This window comes from Limnospira fusiformis SAG 85.79, assembly GCF_012516315.1.
Classification (GTDB): Bacteria; Cyanobacteriota; Cyanobacteriia; order Cyanobacteriales; family Microcoleaceae; genus Limnospira; species Limnospira fusiformis.
Map to the genome: position 1 here is coordinate 1742423 of NZ_CP051185.1, position 23332 is coordinate 1765754.

The window sequence follows — 23332 nt, forward strand, 5'->3', positions numbered from 1 at the left end:
CACAGTCAACCAAATTTCCGATATTGTGTAGGGGCGGGTTCCACAGTCAACCACATTTCCCAGCAGTAAGATTAATAAACCCGCCCCCCTCCAGAGTCAACCACATTTCCCAGCAGTAAGATTAATAAACCCGCCCCCCTCCAGAGTCAACCACATTTCCCAGCAGTAAGATTAATAAACCCGCCCCCCTCCAGAGTCAACCACATTTCCGATATTCCGTAGGGGCGCGCCTCCACAGTCAACCAAATTTCCCAGCAGTAAGATTAATAAACCCGCCCCCCTCCAGAGTCAACCACATTTCCGATATTCCGTAGGGGCGCGCCTCCGCAGTCAACCACATTTCCGATATTGTGTAGGGGCGCGCCTCCACAGTCAACCACATTTCCCAGCAGTAAGATTAATAAACCCGCCCCCCTCCGCAGTCAACCAAATTTCCCAGCAGTAAGATTAATAAACCCGCCCCCCTCCACGGTCAACCCAACGCCACCATCTCTCCATCATGTTGGGTTTCACCCAACCTACATGGGTTTTGGGAAGTAAGAGAAAATTACCACCGTTGATTCTGTTAATATTAATTTTTTGGGAAAATTTAGTTACAATATGTAGTAACAGTCAAGGCATGGAATTTGAATGGGATGAAACTAAACGTCTGACGAACCTCCGCAAACATGGCATTAATTTTATTGATGTTCCCCTTGTTTTTGATGGAGATATCGTAACCTTTGAAGATGACCGATTCAATTATGGAGAGCAGAGGTTTGTGACTTTGGGTTTGTTGCAAGGGCGAGTGGTCGCTATTGTCCATACAGAACAAGAAAAATGTATTCGGATTATTTCTGCGAGAAAAGCTACTAAATATGAACAACAAATTTACTTCGAGCAACTCTCAAACTGACTGGAACCGCCTAGACCGGATGACTGATGAAGAAATTGATTTTTCTGATTGTCCTGAAATTACGCCAGAAATGGTTACTAAAGCAGTAGTTAGGCGAGGTTCACCTAATTATCAGACCAAAACACAAGTGACTTTAAGTATTGATAGTGATGTTTTAGACTGGTTTAAATCGCAAGGTCAGAGTTATCAGACTGAGATTAATCGTTTACTGCGATCGCATATGGAAGCCCAGCAATAGCCTTTTTTCCCAATTTGAGTAGGTTGGGTGGAGGTACGAAACCCAACTCCACCGTCTCTCCATCATGTTGGGTTTGACCCAACCTACATGGCTGGGGTTTTGGCAAGTAGTCAACCACATTTCCCAGCAGTAAGATTAATAAACCCGCCCCCCTCCACAGTCAACCCAACGCCACCATCTCTCCATCATGTTGGGTTTCACCCAACCTACTAAAATTATTAATTGTTAATTGTCGCTAATACATCAGCAATAGTCTGGGAAGGGACTCGATCGCTAATAGTTACTGTGCCAATTTCCCTGGGGAGAATAAAGCGGACTTGACCATCTTTCACCTTCTTATCAGTTTGTAGGATGTCGATGATTTCATCAATCTTTAATCCTTGGGGAAGATGAATAGGTAAACCTGCCTTTTTAATCAGTAATTCCTGGCGGCGATCGCCATCATTTCCCCATAATTGCATCTTCACCGCAATTTGACTAGCAGCAACCATCCCAATAGCCACCGCTTCCCCGTGTACCAATTCCAAGTATCCGGTCAGACTCTCTACCGCATGACCGATAGTATGACCATAATTCAAAATCGCCCTCAGTCCCGATTCCTTTTCATCCTTGCTAACCACATCAGCCTTACTTTGACAGGAACGGACTATAATTTCGGTCAGTAGTTCCCCCGTCAAATCATCAATGCTATGGAGGTTATCTGCCTCTTCTAGGCGTTCAAATAACTGTTTATCCCAAATCACCCCATATTTAATCACCTCCGCCATTCCCGCCCGAAATTCTCGTGCTGGTAGAGTCGTCAAAACCTGCGGATCTATCACCACTAAACGGGGTTGATGAAAAGCGCCAATCAAGTTTTTACCCTGGGGATGATTTACCCCTGTTTTCCCACCAATAGAAGCATCCACCATAGCCAGTAGAGAGGTGGGAACCTGTACAACATTAATTCCCCGCAGCCAGGTAGCAGCAGCAAACCCGGTCATATCTCCAATTACTCCCCCCCCTAAAGCGATCATAGTGGAACTACGTTCTAGGCGGTGTTCTAGGGCGCTATTATAGATAGATTGGACCGTGGAGAGTGTTTTATACTGTTCTCCAGCGGGAAGGACTACTGAGGAAACCTGAAAGCCAGCATTCTCCATTGAGGCGATCGCCCTTTGTCCGTAGTGTGCAAAAATTTCTGGGTTAGATACCAATAGGGCTTTTTTTCCTAACTTGAGGGAAGACACCAAAGACCCCAAGCGGTCTAAATTCCCCGCCGCCACAGAAATATCATAGGACATTGGCCCCAAATTCACCCGAATGACAGACGACATGATGGCTTCCTCGTAAATTCCGCTAATTTCCCATAGAAGGCTATATTCTAGCGCAGGTCGTGTTTCAATGGAAGATGCAAAAGTTGACTTATCGGGAGATATTGACGATGACCATTGATGGTGCGATCGCTTATGCTTTACTCTATGTAGTAGCTATCGGCGCTGCGGCTGGCATTATGTTCACCCTGCGACTGGTAAAACTGATCTAAATAGTCTCATAGGCTAATTATGCTGTATCTGCGAACTTAATCTGATTCGCCGATGCAGCATTAATCTATAATTGGGGAAATTAGCGATTTTCGGTATTGAGTTGTTTCTCCAATTTCCGACTGGCTAAAGACATTAAATAGCAGAATAGCCAGTAGAGAACACCCAGGAATAGATAAACCTCCGCATAGCGTCCCAAAAATTGAGGGTTAGCTAAAATTGAACGGCTGATCCCTAGCAATTCTACGAGTCCGACTATGGCTAATAGGGTGGTGTCTTGAAACAGGCTAATAAACTGACCGACAATGGAGGGGATGGAGATTTTTAGGGCTTGCGGTAAGATAATTAAAACCATAGTTAAGGCTGGATTTAGACCTAGGGCTTTAGCGGCTTCATATTGACCCCTGGGGATAGCTTGTAGTCCGCCTCGGACGTTTTCTGCTAGGTAGGCTGAACTAAACATGGTTAAACCTACGATCGCCCTCAAAATGCGATCGGGTCGCATTCCTTCTGGTAAAAATAGGGGGAGAAGAATTTGACCCATAAACAGAATGGTAATTAGGGGTAAGCCTCTGATAATTTCAATATAGGCGATGGATAATCCTCTAATTACTGGTAAATCGCTTTGTCTACCTAAAGCTAATAAAACACCGATGGGAAAACATAGTAAAATGCTAATTACTGACATCAGCAAGGTTAGCATTAATCCTCCCCATAGGTCGGTGGAAACTCCCCTTAATCCTAAGCCGCCACCTATTAACCACAGGCTGATAATTAATAGCACAAACCAAGAAAAAGGCAGCCATTTTCCCAGTAGAGGTTTCCGGCTGCCAATTTGTCGCCCTCCCCAACTGCTAAATACAAAGACAAATAATAGGGCGATCGCTATGATACGATAAGATATGGCAGTTGGTAATAAAGCCATTAACATGGCGACGACACTCAGGAAAATGACAATATTTTGGCTGAAGAGGATGGTTTGGCGGCGGGCTAAAAATCCCCAGGTCAGACCTGATAAAATGCTAACTATTCCCAACAATAACCACAAGCGCCAATATTGATCACTGGGAAACCGACCGACCATAAATAGGTGCAAATTGGCGGGGATTACTTCCCATTGGGCGACTAATCTCGCCCAGGATACAAACCCTACTAACATCCACAGTAGGAAACTGGCGATCGCTATGGTAACTAACCCATTGTACCAGGTATTAAACAGGTTATCACGCAGCCATTGGGGAAAGTCTGTTGACTGGGAAGGGGCTTGACGGTTTAAGGTGGGTTCAGGATTTGCTGTCATTTTTAGAATAGGTAATTCTTAACTGTGATGGTAGGGAAGGTTGGGGATTTTGATATTTGCTAAAAACTCCCTGTTAGTCACGGTTGACTGTAGTTATCTTTCCTGAAGTTGAACCCGGCGATTAAGGAAGTTCATAAATAGGGAAATAATCAGGTTAATGGTGAGATAGGCTGCCATAATAATTAGCATGACCTCTACCGCCCTCCCACTCTGGTTAAAGGTGGTGTTAGCAACATTATAAAGGTCAGCGTAGGCTACAGCGATCGCTAAACTGGAATTTTTCGCCAAGTTCAAATATTGACTATTGAGAGGAGGAATAATCACCCGCAAAGCCTGGGGAAACACGACCAGACGCATGACTAAACCTGATTTTAACCCTAGGGACCCGGCGGCTTCCCATTGTCCTTTGGCTACAGATTGAATCCCGGCGCGGACAATTTCGGCAATATAAGCAGCAGTATAAAATACTAACCCCACTAACAAAGCACTAAATTCAATAGTTAGCCTGAGACCACCTCGTAAAATGGGATTGTTTTCGCTTCCGATAATGGCGGGAACTTCCCAACCAAAGCCAAACAGGATGATTAACAACGACACTAGGGCGATGATACCTAGGGCGATTAATTGGGGTTGACCAGAAACCCCCTTTTCTACCATAATTTTAGTGCGTTGTTTCCAAATTACAAAAGAGGCGATCGCTGCTATTACCAAAAACCCTAACCACACCCAGATTAGAGAACTAGATGGCCAAGGAATAAAAATCCCCCGCTGAGTTAGGAAAATGGCATTAAAAACCCCCAGGCGATCTCTCACTGGGGGTAGTTGCAGAAATATCCCATACCAGAATAGCAGTTGTAGCAGTAGGGGGGTATTCCTGACTATTTCTACATATACTAACCCAATTTGACGCACTAGCCAGTTACCGGAAAAATAGGAAATTCCCGCAACAATTCCTACAATGGTCGTCAGGATAATCCCAAAAAACATCACTCGCAGCGTGTTCACTAAACCCGCTAGGAGAACCTGTCTATAGGGATCTGTCGGTTGGTAGGGGATGATACTTTCACCGATCGCAAATCCGGCGGTACTATTTAAAAATCCGAACCCGAACCTAATTCCGCTTCTTTGTAGGTTCTGATTCAGGTTAATGGTAAATATGCTAATAATCGCGATCACAATTACTAGGATGATTACCTGGAAGGCGATTTTCCAGAAGCGATCGTCTCGCCAAAGGGGGATTTTCGGTTGATTTGGATTCGTTGTCATTTTCCCTGATTTGTGATTTTGGGTGCGGTATTTTCAGCATAATTAACTACTGCTAAAATAGCCGTACAAATTGCTACTAATTGACCACTGATTTTCCCAATTTTATTGAGAGTCTTTATCATTAGTTAATATTCTTGCCCACAATAACTGGGATGATCATAGTACAAAATTAGCCCATGTAGTCAACTGGCAATCAACCAGGAAAACCCGATAAATAGCCGCGCCACCACCGCCAGAGGGGTTGAAAGTCCCATATATACCCGCAACCGCGCCTAACCAGGAGTGGGAAGCGGGCTGATATTGTCTCATCTTACTACCGCGCCATGTTCAACCGCAATCACTTTTGGCGGCTGACTCGGGAAAATCCCCATCTGGGAAAATTCCATAAAACTTAACACCAACTTAGTGAGAATCTATACGAATAATGTCCTATGATGGTAGGGGGTATTGATTGGAAAGTTTATCAATAAACCCGGCACACAGTTAAAGGAAGGTTAACAAAACTAACGATGTCTGAGTCTGCTATCTTGGATATGGTAGGGATCTCAAAGCAGTATCCCAACACTTACACCCCCGCCGTCGAGGATATAAGCATAACCTTGAACCAGGGAGATATTCTGAGTCTACTGGGTCCGTCTGGATGTGGTAAAACTACTCTGTTGCGGATAATTGCAGGGTTTGAACAGCCAGATAGGGGAGTGGTAGAGATTGCGGGACAGGTGGTTTCTGGGTTAAAACAGTGGGTTCCCCCAGAACGTCGGGGGGTGGGTATGGTGTTCCAGAATTATGCCTTGTTTCCTCACCTGACAGTAGCCAAAAATATTGCTTTTGGTTTGGAAACTCTCCGCCAAAAATCCCCCAAACAACTACAGTTGCGAGTGGCGGAAGTGTTAGAATTGGTGGGGTTGTCGGGATATGCCGATCGCTATCCCCATGAAATCTCTGGGGGACAACAGCAACGGGTGGCTTTAGCACGAGCCTTGGCCCCTAATCCGGCGTTGGTATTATTGGATGAACCCCTGAGTAATTTAGATGTACAAGTGCGGCTGAAATTGCGCCAGGAATTGCGGGAAATTCTGAAAGCAGCACGAGCATCAGCGGTGTTTGTTACCCATGACCAAGAAGAGGCTTTATCAATTTCTGACTGGGTGGCGGTAATGCGCCATGGACATTTGGAACAGTGGGGGACTCCAGAGGAAATTTACCTAGAACCGGCTTCTCGGTTTGTGGCGGAGTTTGTTACCCAGGCTAATTTTATCCCAGCACAGCGCCGGGGGAATTTGTGGGAAACTGAGGTGGGCTGTTTTGCGATCGCCTCTAACTTGGATTTAGATGATGATTCCGATATCACTGAAAAAGCAGATTTGATGGTGCGCCAAGAAGATTTTATCCTCAAACCTGACGAAACGGCTTCGGTGGTGATTCGCGATCGCCAGTTTTTGGGTCGCGAACTTCATTATTGTTTACAGGTTCCTTCTGGAGGTGAACTGATTGCTCGTACTCCCTTCGGAGGGGGATCGCTTCCTGTCGGTATGCGAGTACAGGTGATGTTTCCTCAAGACTCCGTGCGCGTGTTTCCCTCTGTTTCTGGCTCTGGAACTCCCAGATCAGCTTATGTATCGGCTCCCCATTAAGGTAGTCCCCCCGAATTTTGCTTTACAAAACTTTAAATTTTTCCGGTTCTGATCACAAAGATTAACCAAATGTTGAATTGTGATCAGTTTTTGGTAAGATCTGGTTAGAGCAGCTAAGTTGTAGAACGGCTGAGGAGGGGGTAATGCCAAGAAAGAAAAAACGGGGAGTCACGACTTTGTATTCAGAAACTAAGGTAAAAATAGGGGTGTCGCTAACACCCACAGGAGCGAAATTATTAAGCACAACTGCTAAAGAGTTGGGTCTGTCGCGTTCGGAATTTGTCGAACGTATTGCTAGGGGTGACTTTAAGATCTCTATGGATGAAGAAGGCACAACTATTAGCCTGGCTAACACTAATACACAAACAGAAGTTGATGATCAATCCGATGATAGCCCGGCTATTACCGCCGAATTAGAAAAGCGATCGGCTGAATATGATCAACTTCAGCAGGAATACGAAACCCTGCAAAAACAAGTTATAGAACAGGCGAATACTATCGCTGAACTAGAACAAAAACTAGGTCATTTCCCAGAATTACAAGCGCAACTTGAAAATAGTGTTCCGGCTAAGGAATATCATCACGTTCAGCAAGAACTCCAACAACATAAAGACTCAATTACTGACCTGAAAAAACAGCTTAAACGGATTGGAGAACTTGAGAGTAAACTGGCGAACACGGTTTCTCTGGAAGACCACGAAGCGCTGAAACAGCAAAATCAGGAAACTCTTAATCAACTCCAAAGCCAACTGGGTGACTCTCAGAAGCTACAACAGCAATTAGAACAGCAGAAATCTACTGTGGCTGATTTGCAATCACAGTTAAAACAAACGGTGACGGCTGAGGTTCACCAAAAGCTACAACAGCAATTGGAACAGCATAAATCTACTGTGGCTGATTTGCAATCACAGTTAAAACAAACGGTGGCGGCTGAGGTTCACCAAAAGCTACAACAGCAATTGGAACAGCATAAATCTACTGTGGCTGATTTGCAATCACAGTTAAAACAAACGGTGGCGGCTGAGGTTCACCAAAAGCTACAACAGCAATTGGAACAGCATAAATCTACTGTGGCTGATTTGCAATCACAGTTATCTGCAAGTGTTTCCATGGACACCTACCAGAAACTCGAACAGGAAGCAGAACAACACAAAAACCTGATTAATCAGTTACAAGAACAGTTAGAAAATCGACAAACAGAAATAGCCGAGGTTCGGCAAAAACTTACTCGGATTGCGGAACTGGAAGCTATGATATCACAAACTGTTCCGGCGGATAAGTATAGCGCTTTACAAATACAATCAGAACATCAGCGCTATATGGTTGAAACCATGAAAAAACAGTTGTGGGATTTGGTAAGTTCAGACCATAACCTAGAGTTTGGAGAACTGGAAACTGTTGATGGTCTGGTTAAATGCTGTGGGCTGGTTAGGCAAAAATTAGAGTCACAGACGCGGGCGATTTCGGCTTTACAACAAAGAACTCAGGAGTTGCAGAGTTTGGCAATGTTGGCTGAGTCTCATTTGAATAAGTGGAGTAACCGCATTTTTTCTAAGACTTATTAATTGCTGCTGTCAGTTTCTCTATGGGTTAATTTCAAGGCTAAAAAAAGGGCGCATCAGTCAGGTAAAATGCGCCCCCAGGGTCTTGAAAAGGTTAGTGATGATTAAACAGTTAGATTAAACAGTTAACTGCTCGATCGCTTTTGTTTCCGGGTTGATGGACATTTTTTTCAGCCAGCTATAGTTAGCAGCTAAAGCACCAAAAAAGGTTTGATGTACGGCATAATTAACCCCAAATTCTTCACAAACTTCTGCTAAAATCGGAGCAATTTTAGGATAATGGATGTGGCAGATATGAGGAAATAGATGGTGGACGGTTTGATAGTTTAATCCCCCTACATACCAGTTAATAATTGGGTTGTTGGGGGCAAAATCAACGGTGGTTTTTACTTGTGCGATCGCCCATTCATCATCAATGTGTAAATTGTCGGGGTCTAAAAATTCCGCCGGTTCAATGACATGGGCTAACATAAATACGACACAGGCGACCAGTCCATGGGTCATATAAACAATAGAAGCGCCGATAACTGCTTCTAAGGGAGAATAACCAACGGCGATCGGTATAATTAAAAACACAGCCACACCGAAGGCTTTAAAGGCGAGTAAGGTTGCTATATCTACCCATGTCGGGGAGGGGATTTCGTGGTCATGATATTGGCGCTTAAATAGCATAGTTTGCACATCTGCTATAGACCAATAGTAGGGGATAAACGGATAGACAAACCAAATGAACCAATGTTGATAGCGATGATACCAGCGATATTCCATGCTAGGAGACATCCGCACCAATTCATCCCCATGAATTTCCACATCATGACCTAAAATGTTGGTGTAGGTATGATGAAGTACATTGTGGCGAAACTTCCATAAATAACTAGAAACTCCGATCGCATCATGGGTTAATCCAGATAGATAATTCACCCATTGATATTTAGAATAACCTCCATGATTTCCGTCATGGCTAATGTTAAAACCGACGGCGGAAACTCCAAAACCTAAAACAATGCAACCCAGTAGTTTCATCCATAGCACATCAGGACCAAAAACCACGAAGGTCCAAGCTGATACTACCCAAGCCAAAATAATTGCTGTTTTCAGGTACATGGCGGGGTTATCACGAGGGGAAATATTCTCCGCTTCCAAATAAGCGTTTACTCGACGATTTAGCTCTTTGCGGAACCCAATACTTTTCCCAAAAGTTACTTTTGACGTTGTTGATGTCATTAAACCCAATTTTTATTGATCACAAGCATGAGATTATAACACTGGTGGCAAAAAAAACTTCACTGTCAACCCATATCCCTAAAAATTAAGGTTTTTTTAAGACTTTTGTGGAGATAGCCCACACCATGGCCAGCCATTAGGGAATCATGGAACTTGATTATATTTCGCAAATATCAACAGTGGAGAACATAGGCAAATGTCAATAATTGCTGGCAAAATTAGTCCCCCAAAATTGGTATTTTGGCAAATTTATTGTATAATTCAATTGGGGATATTAACCTTAAATATCCTCACCTGAAATAGGAGAAAGTTATGCAAGAAATGTCTCAGGGGGCAACGGGACTACGACAACGTATCGCCCAACTATCAGCCAATCCTAATGCTCAAGCCATTGCCATTGGAGTGACAGCAGTAGCGCTGACCCCGGTGGTTTTGCCCCTGGTTAAGCCAGTTCTGAAGGCTACGATTAAAACGAGCGTTACTTTGTTTGAAAAAGCTAAAGTCGCTATGGCTGAAACTGGGGAAATGGTGGCAGACATAGCAGCAGAAGCCAAAGCGGAAGCCTTGACCGAAGCCCAAAAAAGGGCTAGTTTAAAGTCGGCTATTTCTACCCCGCAACTCTCGCCCAACCAGGAATAAGCTAAAGGGGGATTGAGACTATAATTATAGGTGGCTTGAATATTCTATCAGCCACCTGTGGATGTATTACGATTAATTCAAAACTGATAATTCGTGAGCATTCCCATGGTTGAAAGCCTCAGAACTTGGGGTAATCATGGGCTTATAGATAGAATTGGATAACTCCCGTTCCTTAGCTTCTGCTATCCACTGAGAGAGTGGAATTTCTCGACGACGTGATGAAGATAACCGGGGTTTACTAACTGTCTTGGTGTTTGTTTGAGAAATTTTAGTAATAGCTGGCAGGAGTTTCGGCCCTAAAACCAACACCCCCAGGCCTACCCAAGTTAAGGGATGATTGCCATGTCCATCCTCGATCATCTCTTTAAAATGAAAGGTGAGTACCGATTTTTCCAAATGAATCAGAGACATAACCCGTTCGACTCAAATATAATAACATCAAAATTCTGCTATTTATCAGGTTAGCAGGATTTGGCGCATAACTGACAACTATTTGCAACAATTTGTATCAGGCGAGGAACTAGCCCGGACAATTATCAATTATTGCAGAAGAAGTCAAGAAACCCGGTTTCTCAGCCACCAATGGACAGCGGAACCGGTCCCGACAATTATCAATTATTGCAGAGATCAAGAAACCCGGTTTCTCAAAGAAACCGGGTTTCTCAGCCACCAATGGACAGCGGAACCGGTCCCGACAATTATCAATTATTGCAGAGATCAAGAAACCCGGTTTCTCAAAGAAACCGGGTTTCTCAGCCACCAATGGACAGCGGAACCGGTCCCGACAATTATCAATTATTGCAGAGATCAAGAAACCCGGTTTCTCAAAGAAACCGGGTTTCTCAGCCACCAATGGACAGCGGAACCGGTCCCGACAATTATCAATTATTGCAGAGATCAAGAAACCCGGTTTCTCAAAGAAACCGGGTTTCTCAGCCAGGAATTGAGAATTGACTGGGGAGGCGCGCCCCGACCATTATTAATTATTAATTATTAATTATTAATTATTAATTATTAATTGTTCGAGGTCAAGAAACCCGGTTTCTCAAAGAAACCGGGTTTCTCAGCCACCAATGGACAGCGGAACCGGTCCCGACCATTATTAATGATTGCAGAGATCAAGAAACCCGGTTTCTCAAAGAAACCGGGTTTCTCAGCCAGGAATTGAGAATTGACTGGGGAGGCGCGCCCCGACCATTATTAATTATTAATTATTAATTATTAATTATTAATTATAAGAAACCCGGTTTCTCAAAGAAACCGGGTTTCTCAGCCAGGAATTGAGAATTGACTGGGGAGGCGCGCCCCGACCATTATTAATTATTAATTATTAATTATTAATTATTAATTATTAATTATTAATTGTTCGAGGTCAAGAAACCCGGTTTCTCAAAGAAACCGGGTTTCTCAGCCACCAATGGACAGCGGAACCGGTCCCGACCATTATTAATTATTAATTATTAATTATTAATTATTAATTGTTCATCTGGTGTTCAACTAGGGGTCGGAGACTATTCATTCCGGCGGCGATCGCTGAACCATTGTGGATAGCAGTAGCCACTAAGGGATTAAGTCCTACGGTGGAAGCCAACCCCAAAGCTGCTAAATTCGGGGCGACGACGAGAGCGATATTTTGGTCAATTAAATTGCGAGTTTGACGGGCGATATCAATGGCTTCTAAAACGTCTAAGAGGTTATTATTCATCAACACTACGTCGGCGGTTTCACGAGCAATATCAGAACCATGTTGAAAGGAAATGGAAACATCCGCATAAGCCAAAGCGACGGAATCATTTAATCCATCTCCGATAAAGGCGACAGTCCGACCGGCGCGATGTAAATCACGAACAATACGAGCTTTTTCATCGGGGAAGGCTTCTGCATAAACCCGCGATTTGGGAATCCCTAATTGTTCAGCAACTAAGGCGGCGCGTTGGGGGTTATCTCCGGTGAGTAAATGGACTTCGATCGCATAATTTTTTTGCAGGGCTTGTATGAGGCGATCGCTTTCTGGTTTCAGGGGGTCAGTATATTCAATCACCCCTTGAAAATCGCCATCACAAGCGACATAAATTTGGGTCATTTGGCTAGTAGAAATCAGGGAATTATCACCCCAATTAACCCGCTGTTGTTCGAGAAAACGTTGACTTCCCACCAATACCTGATGACCTTCAATTTCGGCTCGTACTCCCAAGCCTAAATCATAGAACCATTCTCCTCGTGGGGGAATAGTAATGTCAAGTTGAGCAGCATAATTAACGATCGCCTCGGCGACAGGGTGATTAAGTCTCATTTCCGCGGCCGCCGCCAGTTTTAGCAGTTCGGTTTCGGACATTCCTCCGGGAAGCGTCCGCACGGCAGCGATCGCAATTTCACCCTCGGTTAGAGTTCCGGTTTTATCAAAAACCACGGTATCAACTTCGGCGAGTTGTTCCAAAGTCCGACCACTGCGAACCAAGATACCATGGCGGGTTGTATGATTTAATGCACCCCAAAAGGCTGTCGGAATTGACACTCTAATTCCGGTGACAAAATCGAGGGTAAGAATAGCGGCAGCCCTAGCAGCATCTCGGCTAGTAACTAATACAATACCCGCCAAAAGTAGAGAAGGCAAGATTAACCTATCTGCGACTTTTTCGGCATAATTAGCCATGCGGGTATCATAAACGGGAGCCTTTTGTAATAATTCTATACTCAAAGCAGCTCTAGTTTGAGAACCGACGCGATCGGCTTTTAAGTAAAGCTGTCCTGAACGCACCAAAGTCGAAGCTAAAACCGACTCTCCCACCCGTTTAACTAATGGCATTGCTTCCCCAGTTAAACCCTGTTCATCAATAACGGCTTCCCCTTTTAATATCGTACCATCTACGGGGATTTGTTCCCCCGGATAAACGACGACTTTATCCCCCACCTGAAGGCGATCGCTTGGGATTTTTTGCGGGGGTAAATCATCATCCACCACCACCCATGCAAACCTACCAATAGCATCCATCAAACTCGCCGTGCGTACCTCCGTCGCCCGCGCCGTTTGTTCCCGAATTACATCCCCCAATTCATGCAGTAAAATCACCATAGCCGGGGTAACTAACTTACCCTGAGTCGCACTTAAACTCAAGGCGAGAAAATCCAGACAATCAATATTTAACCGTCGCTGATTAATCAGGCTATTAAAAGCCCGTTGAGCCACAGGAAAAGCCGCTAGAATAAACGCTATTCTCGCCACAGGGCGCAATGGTGTTAATTGCGGAAACCGACTTAAAACCGCCAACGCAGTGGCTATAATTGGCAGCCGCAGACTCGACTCGTTTTCCTCTACAGTCCCTGATTTTTCAGGGGTTTTCGGCTCATTATTAACACCATAAATTGGCTTATCATAAAATTGATGATTTGTCAAGTCTTTGACTACATTAATCACCAAATTTGATAAATCAACCGCCGCCAATTTATTCGGGACATATTGCACCACCATACAGGCGGCTATGGGGTTAATCCGCACATAGGTAATACCGGAGTTTTTTGCTAAAATCGGCTGAATTTCAGTAGCTAATTGGGGATATTTAGCTAATAGGGGAATACGAAAGCGAGTCCGTCCAGCTACCTGATGAATAACCTGGCATTCTTGATTAGATAATGATGTTGATATCGCGGTAGTCATGATGTGGGTTCAGAATCATCGGAGACGGAATTTGTATCAGGTTCAGCAGTAGTTTCAGCCTTTTCTAGGATAGTAACTAAATACATACCTAACTCCAATTCCGAAACCCCAGCCGGGTCATATTGAATAATCAAAGATGCAGCGGTGCGGTTAATGCGTACCGACTTAACTCGCTGTTCCTCAGACAACAGTTTTTCTAAGCGTTTCGCATAGAGAACATCAGTCATTAAACGGGGAATACGCAACCGAAGCCGTCCGGGTATAGAATGAACAATAGTATAATCTTCGGTTTCAGTTGTGGTAGCTGTGGGACTATTATCTTGATGGTTATTAGGACTTGTGGCTTGAGTGGAATTAGTAGCGGGAGAGTTAGCCTTAGCCTCCTGCTTCAATTGGCGAACTAATTGGCGAATAATTGCAGCCATTAACAGGTTAACTATCAAGGCTTGCGCCCCCCGTAGCCGCAGGCGACTGGTAACTAATAAACCTGCTACCACAGGTAAAATCGTCACCACTTCCTCATAGTCTTCTAACCACCGACCTATTTGGGGAAGAATGTCGGGGTTTTCTGCGGTTTGAATTTCGGTAGATAATGCTGAATCCGTCATGGTCAATTTACCTTATTTTCAGGACAGTATACCATAGATAATTCACGAACCCAATAACTAGGAGAATTGACAACCTCTCCGGCGCTGATGTCGGTGTCCACCATAACAGTTGTTTTGATTAGATATGGCTATGGTTTGAGTACGTCTGGTGACACAACGTTTAAAGGCGGGTAAATGGTTTTCTTGGGATGCACGTTGCAAATTTAAGAACACATTTTGTACATCCCAGTAATTTGATGTGGCTTTCAATAACCTTTGATACATTTCCCCATTTTCAATTTCGGCTTTAACTCCTTGTTCGCAGGCTTCTTGTACTGAGTTAGGGGGAATTATACGAGTTTCCCAATCATCCTCTGGTATGGGAATATTATACCTAATAAACAGTGGAATTAATGCCTGTATATGCCTTTTTTCGGCTTCGATAATATTCACAAAGGGTCTAATCGGTCCGAATTTTTGGATAATTAACCGATAGGTAGCACAGGCTTTATATTCATCCTGTATGGCTTCACATAAAGCCTGTTTAAGACTATCCAGGGCTGGATTATCTGACATTTTGATTAACTCCTGATTAACTCATTAAATTAGGGAGATATCCATTCGTAAAACTCGATCGCTTCTGGGGAGCAACTATGACAGCCCCCGCAGGCTTTACCCTCCACTTTACAAACTCGCCCCTTTCTAATTAATTTGCCCAGCATGAATCGCAGGGTATCAGCATCAATTTTCATCTGATGTTCTAATTCTGTCAAAGAAACGCGACCATGATTTCTGAGATGATTTTGCAGTTGTTGAAGTAGCATAGTTGACGACGGGATAAATGGTGCGATCGCTAGTCTCTATGGTATCATGAATATACCTGTTAACACCGATAACCATAAATTCACAAATCCTTGAGACTAGCTACAGCCAAAAGGCTAATAACCTGCTTTTTTGGCAAGTCTAACCCTGGCTACAAACGGGGAGAATGGCGACGGTTGCTAACAGCTTTGAGACTAACTAAAGTAGCACCCATGACGATACATAGTCCCATCAATAAACCCAAAGCCTCTCCGGTATTTTGTGATAAAGTCATCGCCTGATAGTAGAAACTAGCAACCCAGTAGGCTAGTCCAGTAGTCCAAAGCGCCACAAACACCGTCCAACCGAGATTAGTTTCCCGGTAAACAGCAGCAATGGCAGACACACAGGGGAAATAAAGCAACACAAATAACAGGAAAGCAAAAGCGGCGGTAGAACTACCAAACCTTTGAGACATTTGACCAAAGGTGCTATAACTAACCTCCTGTGCTGTGGCGGCTTCTTCCTGATTATCAGTGCTTTCCATAATACTTAAACCAATGGGATCAAGTATTTGATTACCTAAATCAGCTAAGTTAGCGGGAATACTAGCAAAGGCTTCGGCGATACCTCCCCAAAAACTAAATTCTTCTTCGGGTTCTTCCACTGAGTCGGCAGCGGATGCTTCATCAGCCCCTAATTGCTTATAAAGGGCATCCATACTGCCAACCATGACCTCTTTAGCAAATACTCCGGTAAATAAGCCGACAGTAGCCGGCCAATTATCTTGAGTGATTCCCATGGGGCTAAAAACTGGGGTAATTGTGCGACTAACGGCACTTAAAAGAGAATCCTGGCTATCCTGTTTCCCGAAAGAACCATCAGTGCCGACAGAATTTAATAAACCCAGAATTAACACGACAATAACAATCATTTTCCCGGCGCGGGTGATAAAGGCTTTTAACCTTTCCCAAGCGCGGATTAATACACCTTTGGCGGTGGGAATATGATAGGGGGGTAATTCCATGACAAAGGGTGCAGATTGACCGCGTAAGAGGGTATGCTTCATGACTAACCCGGTGAACACGGCTGCTAAAATCCCGATGATGTAAAGCAAGAAAACGATATTTTGTCCGTTTCTGGGGAAAAATGCGGCTACAAACAGGGCATAAACTGGCAGGCGCGCCCCACAGGACATAAAGGGATTCATTAAGACGGTCATTAGGCGATCGCGAGGATTTTCTAAAGTCCGGGTTGCCATAATACCGGGAATATTGCAGCCAAAACCGACCATCATTGGCACAAAAGACTTACCCGGAAGCCCCATAAACCGCATAAACCGATCCATAACAAAGGCGGCGCGGGCGAGATAGCCAGAGTCTTCTAAGATGGCTAGACAGATAAACATTAAGCCAATTTGGGGGATAAATGTAGCAGTGGTTTGGATACCGCCGCCAACTCCTTCGGCTAGAGTACCGATTAACCAACCGGGGGCGTTAATTTGCTCAAGGCCATGAGCCATGCCATCTACAAATACGGTACCAAAGGCGATCTCAAAAAAGTCGATAAATGCGCCGCCAAAGTTAATGGAAATCAGGAACATCAGGTACATGACTACCAAAAAAATGGGTATACCCCAGGCGCGACTGAGGACTACCTGATCAATGTGATCGGAAACGTGCTGTTGTACTAGGTCCGATCGCTGTGTGATACCCTGTAACATCTGATGAATCCAGCTATAGCGCGCATCAGCAATCAATAAGTCGATATCTTCTCCCAGGGTTTGGTGTATGCGGTGGCGGTGGGTGGCAATTTGCTTAACGACATCTTGATTAACCAAACTTTGGCGATCGTCATATTGCAATAAACTGAGACTTTGCCAACGATAGTCTGGGGGTAAGTAGTTATATTGTTGGGCTATAGATTCGGTAATTTCATTGAGGGCGGCTTCGATAAGGGCTGGATAGGCGACTTTAGCTTGGGGGCGGTCTGCCATAAGTATGGCATCTCGGACAATTTCCCGCAGTTGTTCTACCCCTCGCCCAGAACTAGCACTCATGGGAATTACCGGACAGCCTAAGCGATCGCCTAATTGTTGGGCATCAATGGTAATTTGCCGCTGCTGGGCTATATCTATCATATTCAGGGCGATCGCGATCGGCAAACCCATTTCCAGCAGTTGGGTGGTTAGATACAGATTTCGCTCTAGGTTGGACGCATCTACGATATTGATAATTAAGGTGGCTTCACCCGATAGTAAATAGTCTCGCGCTACCTGTTCATCTAATCCAGTGCTGGCATCTTCCACGTCCAGAGAGTAAACCCCTGGCAGGTCAATCACCTTGATGGCCTGGTTTTGATAACGATAGCTTCCCTCTTTCCTTTCTACGGTAACTCCGGGCCAGTTACCTACCCGCTGATTACTACCAGTTAAAGCATTAAATAGGGTCGTTTTCCCACAGTTAGGGTTTCCCACCAAAGCAATACAGGACATCGCAGCCTTATTATCGGTTTGGCGGTTCAGTTCCATAGACTGACTCACAATTTTGTTCCTCCTTTAGGATGGGTTGATCAATGCCACCTGGAGGGCATCTGCTTCGTCTTTGCGTAAACTCAGGTTAAATCCCCTGACCTCAATTTGGGTTGGGTCTCCTAAAGGTGCGTGGCGTTTGACTGTAAATTCCACCCCTGGAGTTAATCCCATGGCTAATAATTTCCGTTTGTAGCTACGGGCGGCGGGGTCATAACCAACCACCCGCAACCGAGAACCGATCGCCGCATGGCGCAACTGCACAACATTAGTCTTATTCATTGATGAGAGTTTCCTTTTCGACTGGGTGAGGTTTTCTGTGGCGACCTGAATATTCTCAGCCATATCTGCCCCCAGTCCTAAGCGATGGTCGCCTAGGGCGATAATCACTGATCCACTGGTTGTGGAACTAATGACATTTAATTCTACACCTGGCATTAACCCCATCCCCATTAGACGGGTATTGCCTCCGGCACAATTGAGAGCAACTATATATAAGCGATCGCCTACCTTCGCCTCGGACAAAGCAAAGGTTCCCGGAATTGATGATTCGCCCACTACAACCAATGATTCTGGTGATTCACTTATGGTGCGAGCATGACCAGTGTTGTCTTTGAGGTAAGTAAATCCTGACCAGCTTGAGCCACCATCAAAGCCGTTCACGGATACATCGGCACAGTAGTTATCATTGTCCATAATCTATTGGCTCTCTGTTGAGCTAATTGAGAATTAATTTTAATTAATACCATGTAACTAAGTAAAAATCCCATTGTTAATAAATTTTTAACAAACCCCCTTGTTTGGAAAAAGCAAAAGATTATACTACAAAAATTAATTTTGTCAACCCCTTGCAATATTTGTTTGCAGTGTGTTACATTTGTTTACAAGAAGTCAGAGAGGCAAAAATACTATGGTTCGTGGACAAATTATGGAAGAAGGTGGACGCGCAAATGTTTACGCGATCGAACCCCAAGTATATGTAGAGGAATCGCAACAATTCGGTTTCAACAAATACGCAGAGAAACTCAACGGACGACTAGCTATGATCGGGTTTATATCCGCCCTAGCCTTAGAAGCATTAACCGGACATGGTGTAATTGGCTGGTTAACTAGCCTGTAAAACCCAGATTTTGTCAACCTATAATTCAGTAGCATTTCGGAGACTTGTATGAAAACAGATTTTAACTTTCCTAACAAATACTTAATCGGACCTGTAATCTTTCGACCGGACTTTAACAGTACCTCAGAAGTAATTACAGCTAACCAAGCCTGGTCTTTATTCTTCACAGGTGGTCAGGAAGACAAAGCCCTTGGTTATAATGCAGAATACGGCAGGTTTTTTACAAATTTACTGATGGCGATCGCCGTTAGTGGCGCTATTGGGGCTTTGATTTTCACTAACTTAGTCTAAGTCATCAAATTTACCTATCTCTCCCTATTCACTAATAACAAACCGTCCCTGTTTAGAAATAAGCAGGGACTTTTTTGGTTTTTCCCCGAATTCGCCCAACCTGTGATAAGATATTCCCGATATCGGTTCTAAGGGAAATCAGCCTTTAGAGGAAAGGGGGAAAGTCCGGTGTAAGTCCGGCGCTGTCCCGCGACTGTGATGGGACTCTGTTAGTCTCTCAGTCAGAATGCCCGCCGATAAGTAACCTATTGTTGATTCATCTGCGAGGTATGGATGATGGTTGATTTAGTATTTTCACAATCTAAATATCATAGCGATCGCCCATCTAAACTCTAGGAAAATCTCAACATTTATAGATAGCAAATCGCTATAATTTCGGAGGAGTCAAAAAACCGTGCATAAAATTCCTGTAACCATTATCACCGGATTTTTAGGGGCTGGAAAAACCACCCTGATCCGCCATTTACTGCAAAATAACCAAGGTCGTCGGATCGCGGTATTAGTCAATGAATTTGGCGAAGTAGGTATTGATGGCGAAATCCTCAAATCTTGCCAAGTTTGTGACGAAGAAGAAACGGAAACTAATATCATCGAATTAGCGAATGGTTGTCTGTGTTGCACCGTCCAGGAAGAGTTTTTGCCGACTATGCAAGAACTACTTAAACGCCAAGATGCGATTGATTCGATATTAATAGAAACCTCTGGTTTGGCTTTACCAAAGCCACTGGTTCAAGCCTTCCGATGGCCGGAAATTCGCACGAAAGCGACGGTAGATGGTGTGATTACGGTAGTTGATAGTGAAGCCCTAGCCAATGGTCAACTGGTGGGAGATTTAGAGGCTTTAGAAAAGCAGCGTCAAGCGGATGAAACTTTGGAACATGAAACACCAATCGAGGAGTTATTTGAAGACCAGTTAGCTTGTGCTGATTTGGTACTTTTGACGAAAGGCGATCGCATTGATGAAGAGTCTCAGCAGCGGGTTCAACAATGGCTAAAACAGGAGTTAACCCCAGGAGTGCAGACGGTTTCCTGTCAGCAAGGTAAAATTTCGGCTGACATATTATTAGGCTTTAATGCAGCGGTAGAAGACCATCTGGACAGTCGCCCTAGTCACCATGACCAGGAAGAAGAACACGAACACGATGATGATATCAATGCTGTGCATTTAGTCTTAGATCCAGTTAAGGACTCCGCCAGTTTAGTTAATCAATTAAAAGCGATCGCCCAGCAGTGGGAAATCTACCGCATCAAAGGTTTTATAGCCGTAGCAAATAAACCCATGCGGATGGTAGTTCAAGGAGTCGGAAACCGATTTGATACCTTCTTCGATCGCCCCTGGAAAGCCGACGAACCTCGCCAAACTCAACTGGTGTTTATTGGTCGTAGTCTTAATCAAGAACAAATAGCCACTTCTTTGCAGTCAGAAACCATGGCGTTAAACAGGTAGAAATCTTATCAATTTTGGTGATTTTAATAATGCGATCGTCCTTATTTAAACAGTAGTAAAATTCACAGCGTCGCCAAAATAGCCCCAATACAACCACACTTTACGCTACTTTCCGTCTCGTCTCCATCCCACCTTCTCCTCCTAATACCATATTGCGTCCCCCAGGTATTCCCCATCTAGTTCACTCTCTAAGTCATGATAGGTTTACCTTTGGATACCCACATTTGATCAATGGTTCGCAAATTCTGACAGAAAAACTGTTTAATCATCTATGGTTCAAAAACGAACAATTGAGGAATTGCATCAGTCAGCATCTTTATTCTAGCCAAAGTTTTTGGTTCAACAACAACTCGAACAGAGTATTATCCCGGTGCTGATTGAAACCCAACAGCAGTTTCTCTCAATTCTAGCCTTGGAATTAGAAAATCCCCTAGATATATTTACCACTTTAGAAATATCAAAGCTCTCTGCTAATTTATTCCTCAAACACCTTCTGATCTTAGCAGATTTTGGAGGTGAAAAACTACAACGTTTAAATCAAGAGTTTGATTTATTGTTCCCCGATGGAGAATTAGAGTATATTTGGAACAACACTCAATTTTGTTATCGTTTTCAGGTGTTACCCATATCAGGAATATTATCAAACCAAAAACTCAACGTTTCCAGCCAGAAATTACTGTTAAGGAAACAAACTCTGTCTGAAGTTTATAAAGATATTATTGTCGTCCTCCTGTTTGCTGGAGATTCAACAAATCCTAAAATTTCTGGCATTTTTAAGACTTGGGGATGTCAGATTGGACAATTAATGGGTAAGTATGATGAACTTTCCGAGTTTATACGCCAGCGTTATATTTATCTAAGCCGTATTACCGCAGGAGCTAAAAGTAATGATTTAGGTCAGCTTTTGCAACGTCATATATATCAATATTTAGGTAAAAATTTAAATCAAAATGATATTAATATCAACCTCAATTCTACCATCCCTGGAGTCAGTCATAAGCAAACAGGAAAAAGAGACACTAACTTTGATATTGTCGTAAGTAAAGGTGAAAAATATATAGCAATTGAAATTAGCTTTCAGGAAACCACAAATAGCACAATTGAGCGGAAAGCGGGTCAAGCAAAATCAAGATTTGAGCAGATTGATGGCTTGGGTTACAAGATTATTTATATTATTGATGGAGTCGGTAACTTCCAACGCCAATCTGCTCTGAATACCATTGATGAGTATAGCCACTTGCTTCTGGCATTTTCTGAGTCAGAACTGAATTACTTACACTACTTTATTCTCGACTTTATAGAAAATGAAAACCGTTAAATTTATAGATTTATTCGCCGGAATTGGGGGATTGCGCCTCGGCTTTGAACAGGCGCTTGAGTCTTTAGGTTGCATTCCTGATTGTCTCCTCAGTAGTGAAATTGATGGGGATGCTAGACAGGTTTATCAAGCTAACTTTTCCGAAACTCCCCAAGGCGATATTCAGACCATTCCCTCCCTTCCCCCCCATCATGTTTTGCTGGCTGGATTTCCCTGTCAAAGTTTTTCATACGCCGGGAAAAAAGCTGGTTTTGGAGATACACGGGGAACCTTGTTTTTTGAGATTTTACGTCTCATGGATAGCCAACAACCCCAGGCTTTTATTTTTGAGAATGTTCGCGGTTTAGTCACCCATGACCAAGGGAAAACTATCAACACAATTCGCCAAAAAATGCAAGAGCGTGGTTATAGTTTTGACCTATTTTTACTGAATAGCTCCAACTATGGTGTTCCCCAAAATCGCGTCCGAGCCTATATGATGGGTGTTCTGAACCAAACCCCTCACTTCAACCTAGTGTCAGATTTGGGTGCTAAGGATTCTCACTCTTATGAGTCCGGTCAACTGTCTCTATTTTCTGCGCCTAAACCTTCCTGTAAAGTCAGAGATATTTTAGAGGATAATCCCCCCCACCATTATGATTGTTCTGCGGAATTTACAACGGCGTTACGCACCTTTCTTCGCGGAAACTTAGAGAAATTACATGGCGTGAGACTGATTGACTATCGTGGGGGAAACTCAATTCACTCTTGGGAGTTGGGGTTACGGGGAGACTGTACCCCCCAGGAAATTGACCTGATGAATCGCTTGATTACTAAACGCCGCCATAAGGTTTTTGGTCAACATCAAGATGGGAAGTTACTTACCAAGGCTCAAATTGCTAGTTTTTATACCCATCCTAATTTAGCGCAATTATTAGCCTCTTTAGTTGACAAAAACTATCTGCAACTTATTGATGATAAATATAAGCCAGTGGCGGGTAATTTTTCCTTTGAAGTATATAAGTTTCTCGACCCCGATAAAATATCGGTGACTTTGGTGGCTAGTGATGGGAACCGATTGGGGGTATATTATGGGGGAAGAGTCCGTCGAATTACTCCCCGTGAGGCGGCGCGTTTACAGGGGTTTCCAGATTCTTTTCAACTTCACCCCAATCAGAATAAGGCTTATCGTCAGTTGGGAAATTCGGTTACCATTCCGGTGGTTAAAGCGATCGCTCAAGAGTTGTTACTAAACTTAATACCAACAGCTAAGACCCCATTTCTTGGGAAACCATAAATTTCCCTAAGCATTGGTAAAATCCC

24 protein-coding genes and 1 riboswitch are annotated in these 23332 nt (G+C 43.7%); of the genes, 12 read left to right on the plus strand and 12 right to left on the minus strand.

Going from position 1 to position 23332, the window contains the following annotated elements; all coding sequences use genetic code 11:
• Positions 1-556: 556 nt before the first annotated feature.
• Both HFV01_RS08205 and HFV01_RS08210 read left to right on the plus strand, forming a co-directional pair.
• Entirely contained in the window at positions 557-895 is a 339-nt protein-coding gene (locus HFV01_RS08205; protein WP_228116365.1) for a BrnT family toxin, read from the plus strand.
• A gap of 19 nt (positions 896-914) precedes the next feature.
• Positions 915-1133: a BrnA antitoxin family protein gene (locus HFV01_RS08210; protein ID WP_006624651.1), complete on the plus strand. Its 219-nt coding sequence runs from the start codon at positions 915-917 to the stop codon at positions 1131-1133.
• Between the two features lie 218 nt (positions 1134-1351).
• Here the strand turns inward: HFV01_RS08210 and aroB are convergent, their stop codons facing one another.
• Entirely contained in the window at positions 1352-2449 is a 1098-nt protein-coding gene (gene aroB, locus HFV01_RS08215) for a 3-dehydroquinate synthase (RefSeq protein ID WP_008050342.1), read from the minus strand.
• A gap of 107 nt (positions 2450-2556) precedes the next feature.
• On the opposite strand from aroB, the gene petL reads away from it, so the two are divergent.
• Entirely contained in the window at positions 2557-2658 is a 102-nt protein-coding gene (gene petL, locus HFV01_RS31990; RefSeq protein ID WP_431620630.1) for a cytochrome b6-f complex subunit PetL, read from the plus strand.
• A gap of 80 nt (positions 2659-2738) precedes the next feature.
• On the opposite strand, the gene HFV01_RS08220 is transcribed toward petL, so the two are convergent.
• From HFV01_RS08220 to HFV01_RS30305, 3 genes are all read right to left on the minus strand, one after another.
• Positions 2739-3956, minus strand: coding sequence for an amino acid ABC transporter permease (locus HFV01_RS08220; protein WP_006624655.1), 1218 nt, complete (start codon positions 3954-3956; stop codon positions 2739-2741).
• A 93-nt stretch (positions 3957-4049) separates the two neighbouring features.
• On the minus strand, positions 4050-5222 hold the full coding sequence (locus HFV01_RS08225) for an amino acid ABC transporter permease (protein ID WP_193520995.1): 1173 nt from the start codon (positions 5220-5222) through the stop codon (positions 4050-4052).
• The gene (locus tag HFV01_RS30305; protein WP_006624657.1) at positions 5219-5344 is read right to left on the minus strand and encodes a hypothetical protein; all 126 of its coding nucleotides are present in this window, start codon (positions 5342-5344) and stop codon (positions 5219-5221) included. Before HFV01_RS30305 ends, HFV01_RS08225 begins: the two co-directional genes overlap by 4 nt.
• A 387-nt stretch (positions 5345-5731) precedes the next feature.
• On the opposite strand from HFV01_RS30305, the gene HFV01_RS08230 reads away from it, so the two are divergent.
• Together HFV01_RS08230 and HFV01_RS08235 are read left to right on the plus strand one after the other, a co-directional pair.
• Positions 5732-6856: an ABC transporter ATP-binding protein gene (locus tag HFV01_RS08230; protein ID WP_006670584.1), complete on the plus strand. Its 1125-nt coding sequence runs from the start codon at positions 5732-5734 to the stop codon at positions 6854-6856.
• Positions 6857-6999: 143 nt separating this feature from the next.
• Positions 7000-8421, plus strand: coding sequence for a coiled-coil domain-containing protein (locus HFV01_RS08235; protein WP_193520996.1), 1422 nt, complete (start codon positions 7000-7002; stop codon positions 8419-8421).
• 114 nt (positions 8422-8535) lie between these two features.
• Here the strand turns inward: HFV01_RS08235 and HFV01_RS08240 are convergent, their stop codons facing one another.
• Positions 8536-9642, minus strand: a complete 1107-nt coding sequence (locus tag HFV01_RS08240; RefSeq protein WP_006624662.1) for a fatty acid desaturase family protein — start codon at positions 9640-9642, stop codon at positions 8536-8538.
• A 312-nt stretch (positions 9643-9954) separates the two neighbouring features.
• Between HFV01_RS08240 and HFV01_RS08245 the strand changes: the two genes are divergently transcribed.
• Positions 9955-10281 (plus strand): DUF5132 domain-containing protein, encoded by a 327-nt coding sequence (locus HFV01_RS08245; RefSeq protein WP_006624664.1) that lies wholly within the window; start codon positions 9955-9957, stop codon positions 10279-10281.
• 72 nt (positions 10282-10353) lie between these two features.
• Here HFV01_RS08245 and HFV01_RS08250 read toward each other — a convergent pair whose 3' ends face one another.
• The gene (locus HFV01_RS08250; protein ID WP_006624665.1) at positions 10354-10692 is read right to left on the minus strand and encodes a hypothetical protein; all 339 of its coding nucleotides are present in this window, start codon (positions 10690-10692) and stop codon (positions 10354-10356) included.
• An 82-nt stretch (positions 10693-10774) separates the two neighbouring features.
• On the opposite strand from HFV01_RS08250, the gene HFV01_RS08255 reads away from it, so the two are divergent.
• On the plus strand, positions 10775-11278 hold the full coding sequence (locus HFV01_RS08255; RefSeq protein WP_193520997.1) for a hypothetical protein: 504 nt from the start codon (positions 10775-10777) through the stop codon (positions 11276-11278).
• Between the two features lie 477 nt (positions 11279-11755).
• On the opposite strand, the gene HFV01_RS08260 is transcribed toward HFV01_RS08255, so the two are convergent.
• The 6 genes from HFV01_RS08260 to HFV01_RS08285 form a co-directional block, all read right to left on the minus strand.
• Positions 11756-13936 (minus strand): heavy metal translocating P-type ATPase, encoded by a 2181-nt coding sequence (locus HFV01_RS08260; RefSeq protein WP_193520998.1) that lies wholly within the window; start codon positions 13934-13936, stop codon positions 11756-11758.
• Positions 13933-14544, minus strand: coding sequence for an HMA2 domain-containing protein (locus HFV01_RS08265; RefSeq protein WP_006624668.1), 612 nt, complete (start codon positions 14542-14544; stop codon positions 13933-13935). Before HFV01_RS08265 ends, HFV01_RS08260 begins: the two co-directional genes overlap by 4 nt.
• 57 nt (positions 14545-14601) lie before the next feature.
• Positions 14602-15099 (minus strand): ferritin-like domain-containing protein, encoded by a 498-nt coding sequence (locus HFV01_RS08270; RefSeq protein ID WP_006624669.1) that lies wholly within the window; start codon positions 15097-15099, stop codon positions 14602-14604.
• A gap of 29 nt (positions 15100-15128) precedes the next feature.
• On the minus strand, positions 15129-15347 hold the full coding sequence (locus tag HFV01_RS08275; protein ID WP_006624670.1) for a FeoC-like transcriptional regulator: 219 nt from the start codon (positions 15345-15347) through the stop codon (positions 15129-15131).
• A gap of 149 nt (positions 15348-15496) precedes the next feature.
• Positions 15497-17854 (minus strand): Fe(2+) transporter permease subunit FeoB, encoded by a 2358-nt coding sequence (gene feoB, locus HFV01_RS08280; protein WP_006624671.1) that lies wholly within the window; start codon positions 17852-17854, stop codon positions 15497-15499.
• A 27-nt stretch (positions 17855-17881) separates the two neighbouring features.
• Positions 17882-18550 (minus strand): ferrous iron transport protein A, encoded by a 669-nt coding sequence (locus tag HFV01_RS08285; protein ID WP_006670587.1) that lies wholly within the window; start codon positions 18548-18550, stop codon positions 17882-17884.
• Between the two features lie 214 nt (positions 18551-18764).
• Between HFV01_RS08285 and HFV01_RS08290 the strand changes: the two genes are divergently transcribed.
• The 5 genes from HFV01_RS08290 to dcm all read left to right on the plus strand — a co-directional run bounded on the left by HFV01_RS08290 (position 18765) and on the right by dcm (position 23306).
• Positions 18765-18974 (plus strand): CAB/ELIP/HLIP family chlorophyll-binding protein, encoded by a 210-nt coding sequence (locus HFV01_RS08290; RefSeq protein ID WP_006624673.1) that lies wholly within the window; start codon positions 18765-18767, stop codon positions 18972-18974.
• Positions 18975-19022: 48 nt separating this feature from the next.
• The gene (locus tag HFV01_RS08295) at positions 19023-19265 is read left to right on the plus strand and encodes a hypothetical protein (RefSeq protein WP_006624674.1); all 243 of its coding nucleotides are present in this window, start codon (positions 19023-19025) and stop codon (positions 19263-19265) included.
• A 106-nt stretch (positions 19266-19371) separates the two neighbouring features.
• Positions 19372-19517, plus strand: a riboswitch (cobalamin riboswitch).
• A gap of 142 nt (positions 19518-19659) precedes the next feature.
• On the plus strand, positions 19660-20712 hold the full coding sequence (cobW, locus tag HFV01_RS08300) for a cobalamin biosynthesis protein CobW (protein ID WP_006624675.1): 1053 nt from the start codon (positions 19660-19662) through the stop codon (positions 20710-20712).
• A gap of 334 nt (positions 20713-21046) precedes the next feature.
• Positions 21047-22030 (plus strand): DpnII family type II restriction endonuclease, encoded by a 984-nt coding sequence (locus HFV01_RS08305; RefSeq protein ID WP_006670590.1) that lies wholly within the window; start codon positions 21047-21049, stop codon positions 22028-22030.
• Positions 22017-23306, plus strand: a complete 1290-nt coding sequence (gene dcm, locus HFV01_RS08310; RefSeq protein ID WP_006624677.1) for a DNA (cytosine-5-)-methyltransferase — start codon at positions 22017-22019, stop codon at positions 23304-23306. Before HFV01_RS08305 ends, dcm begins: the two co-directional genes overlap by 14 nt.
• The last annotated feature ends 26 nt before the right edge of the window (positions 23307-23332 follow it).

Coding starts and splice junctions, on each gene's coding strand:
- HFV01_RS08235 (WP_193520996.1), top strand. CDS start 7,000: ATGCCAAGAAAGAAAAAACGGGGAGTCACGACTTTGTATTCAGAAACT.
- HFV01_RS08265 (WP_006624668.1), bottom strand. CDS start 14,544: ATGACGGATTCAGCATTATCTACCGAAATTCAAACCGCAGAAAACCCC.
- dcm (WP_006624677.1), top strand. CDS start 22,017: ATGAAAACCGTTAAATTTATAGATTTATTCGCCGGAATTGGGGGATTG.
- feoB (WP_006624671.1), bottom strand. CDS start 17,854: ATGGAACTGAACCGCCAAACCGATAATAAGGCTGCGATGTCCTGTATT.
- HFV01_RS08260 (WP_193520998.1), bottom strand. CDS start 13,936: ATGACTACCGCGATATCAACATCATTATCTAATCAAGAATGCCAGGTT.
- HFV01_RS08295 (WP_006624674.1), top strand. CDS start 19,023: ATGAAAACAGATTTTAACTTTCCTAACAAATACTTAATCGGACCTGTA.
- aroB (WP_008050342.1), bottom strand. CDS start 2,449: ATGTCGTCTGTCATTCGGGTGAATTTGGGGCCAATGTCCTATGATATT.
- HFV01_RS08250 (WP_006624665.1), bottom strand. CDS start 10,692: ATGTCTCTGATTCATTTGGAAAAATCGGTACTCACCTTTCATTTTAAA.
- HFV01_RS08275 (WP_006624670.1), bottom strand. CDS start 15,347: ATGCTACTTCAACAACTGCAAAATCATCTCAGAAATCATGGTCGCGTT.
- HFV01_RS08270 (WP_006624669.1), bottom strand. CDS start 15,099: ATGTCAGATAATCCAGCCCTGGATAGTCTTAAACAGGCTTTATGTGAA.
- HFV01_RS08210 (WP_006624651.1), top strand. CDS start 915: ATGACTGATGAAGAAATTGATTTTTCTGATTGTCCTGAAATTACGCCA.
- HFV01_RS08285 (WP_006670587.1), bottom strand. CDS start 18,550: ATGGACAATGATAACTACTGTGCCGATGTATCCGTGAACGGCTTTGAT.
- HFV01_RS08225 (WP_193520995.1), bottom strand. CDS start 5,222: ATGACAACGAATCCAAATCAACCGAAAATCCCCCTTTGGCGAGACGAT.
- HFV01_RS08230 (WP_006670584.1), top strand. CDS start 5,732: ATGTCTGAGTCTGCTATCTTGGATATGGTAGGGATCTCAAAGCAGTAT.
- HFV01_RS08290 (WP_006624673.1), top strand. CDS start 18,765: ATGGTTCGTGGACAAATTATGGAAGAAGGTGGACGCGCAAATGTTTAC.
- HFV01_RS08220 (WP_006624655.1), bottom strand. CDS start 3,956: ATGACAGCAAATCCTGAACCCACCTTAAACCGTCAAGCCCCTTCCCAG.
- HFV01_RS30305 (WP_006624657.1), bottom strand. CDS start 5,344: ATGATAAAGACTCTCAATAAAATTGGGAAAATCAGTGGTCAATTAGTA.
- petL (WP_431620630.1), top strand. CDS start 2,557: ATGACCATTGATGGTGCGATCGCTTATGCTTTACTCTATGTAGTAGCT.
- HFV01_RS08240 (WP_006624662.1), bottom strand. CDS start 9,642: ATGACATCAACAACGTCAAAAGTAACTTTTGGGAAAAGTATTGGGTTC.
- HFV01_RS08245 (WP_006624664.1), top strand. CDS start 9,955: ATGCAAGAAATGTCTCAGGGGGCAACGGGACTACGACAACGTATCGCC.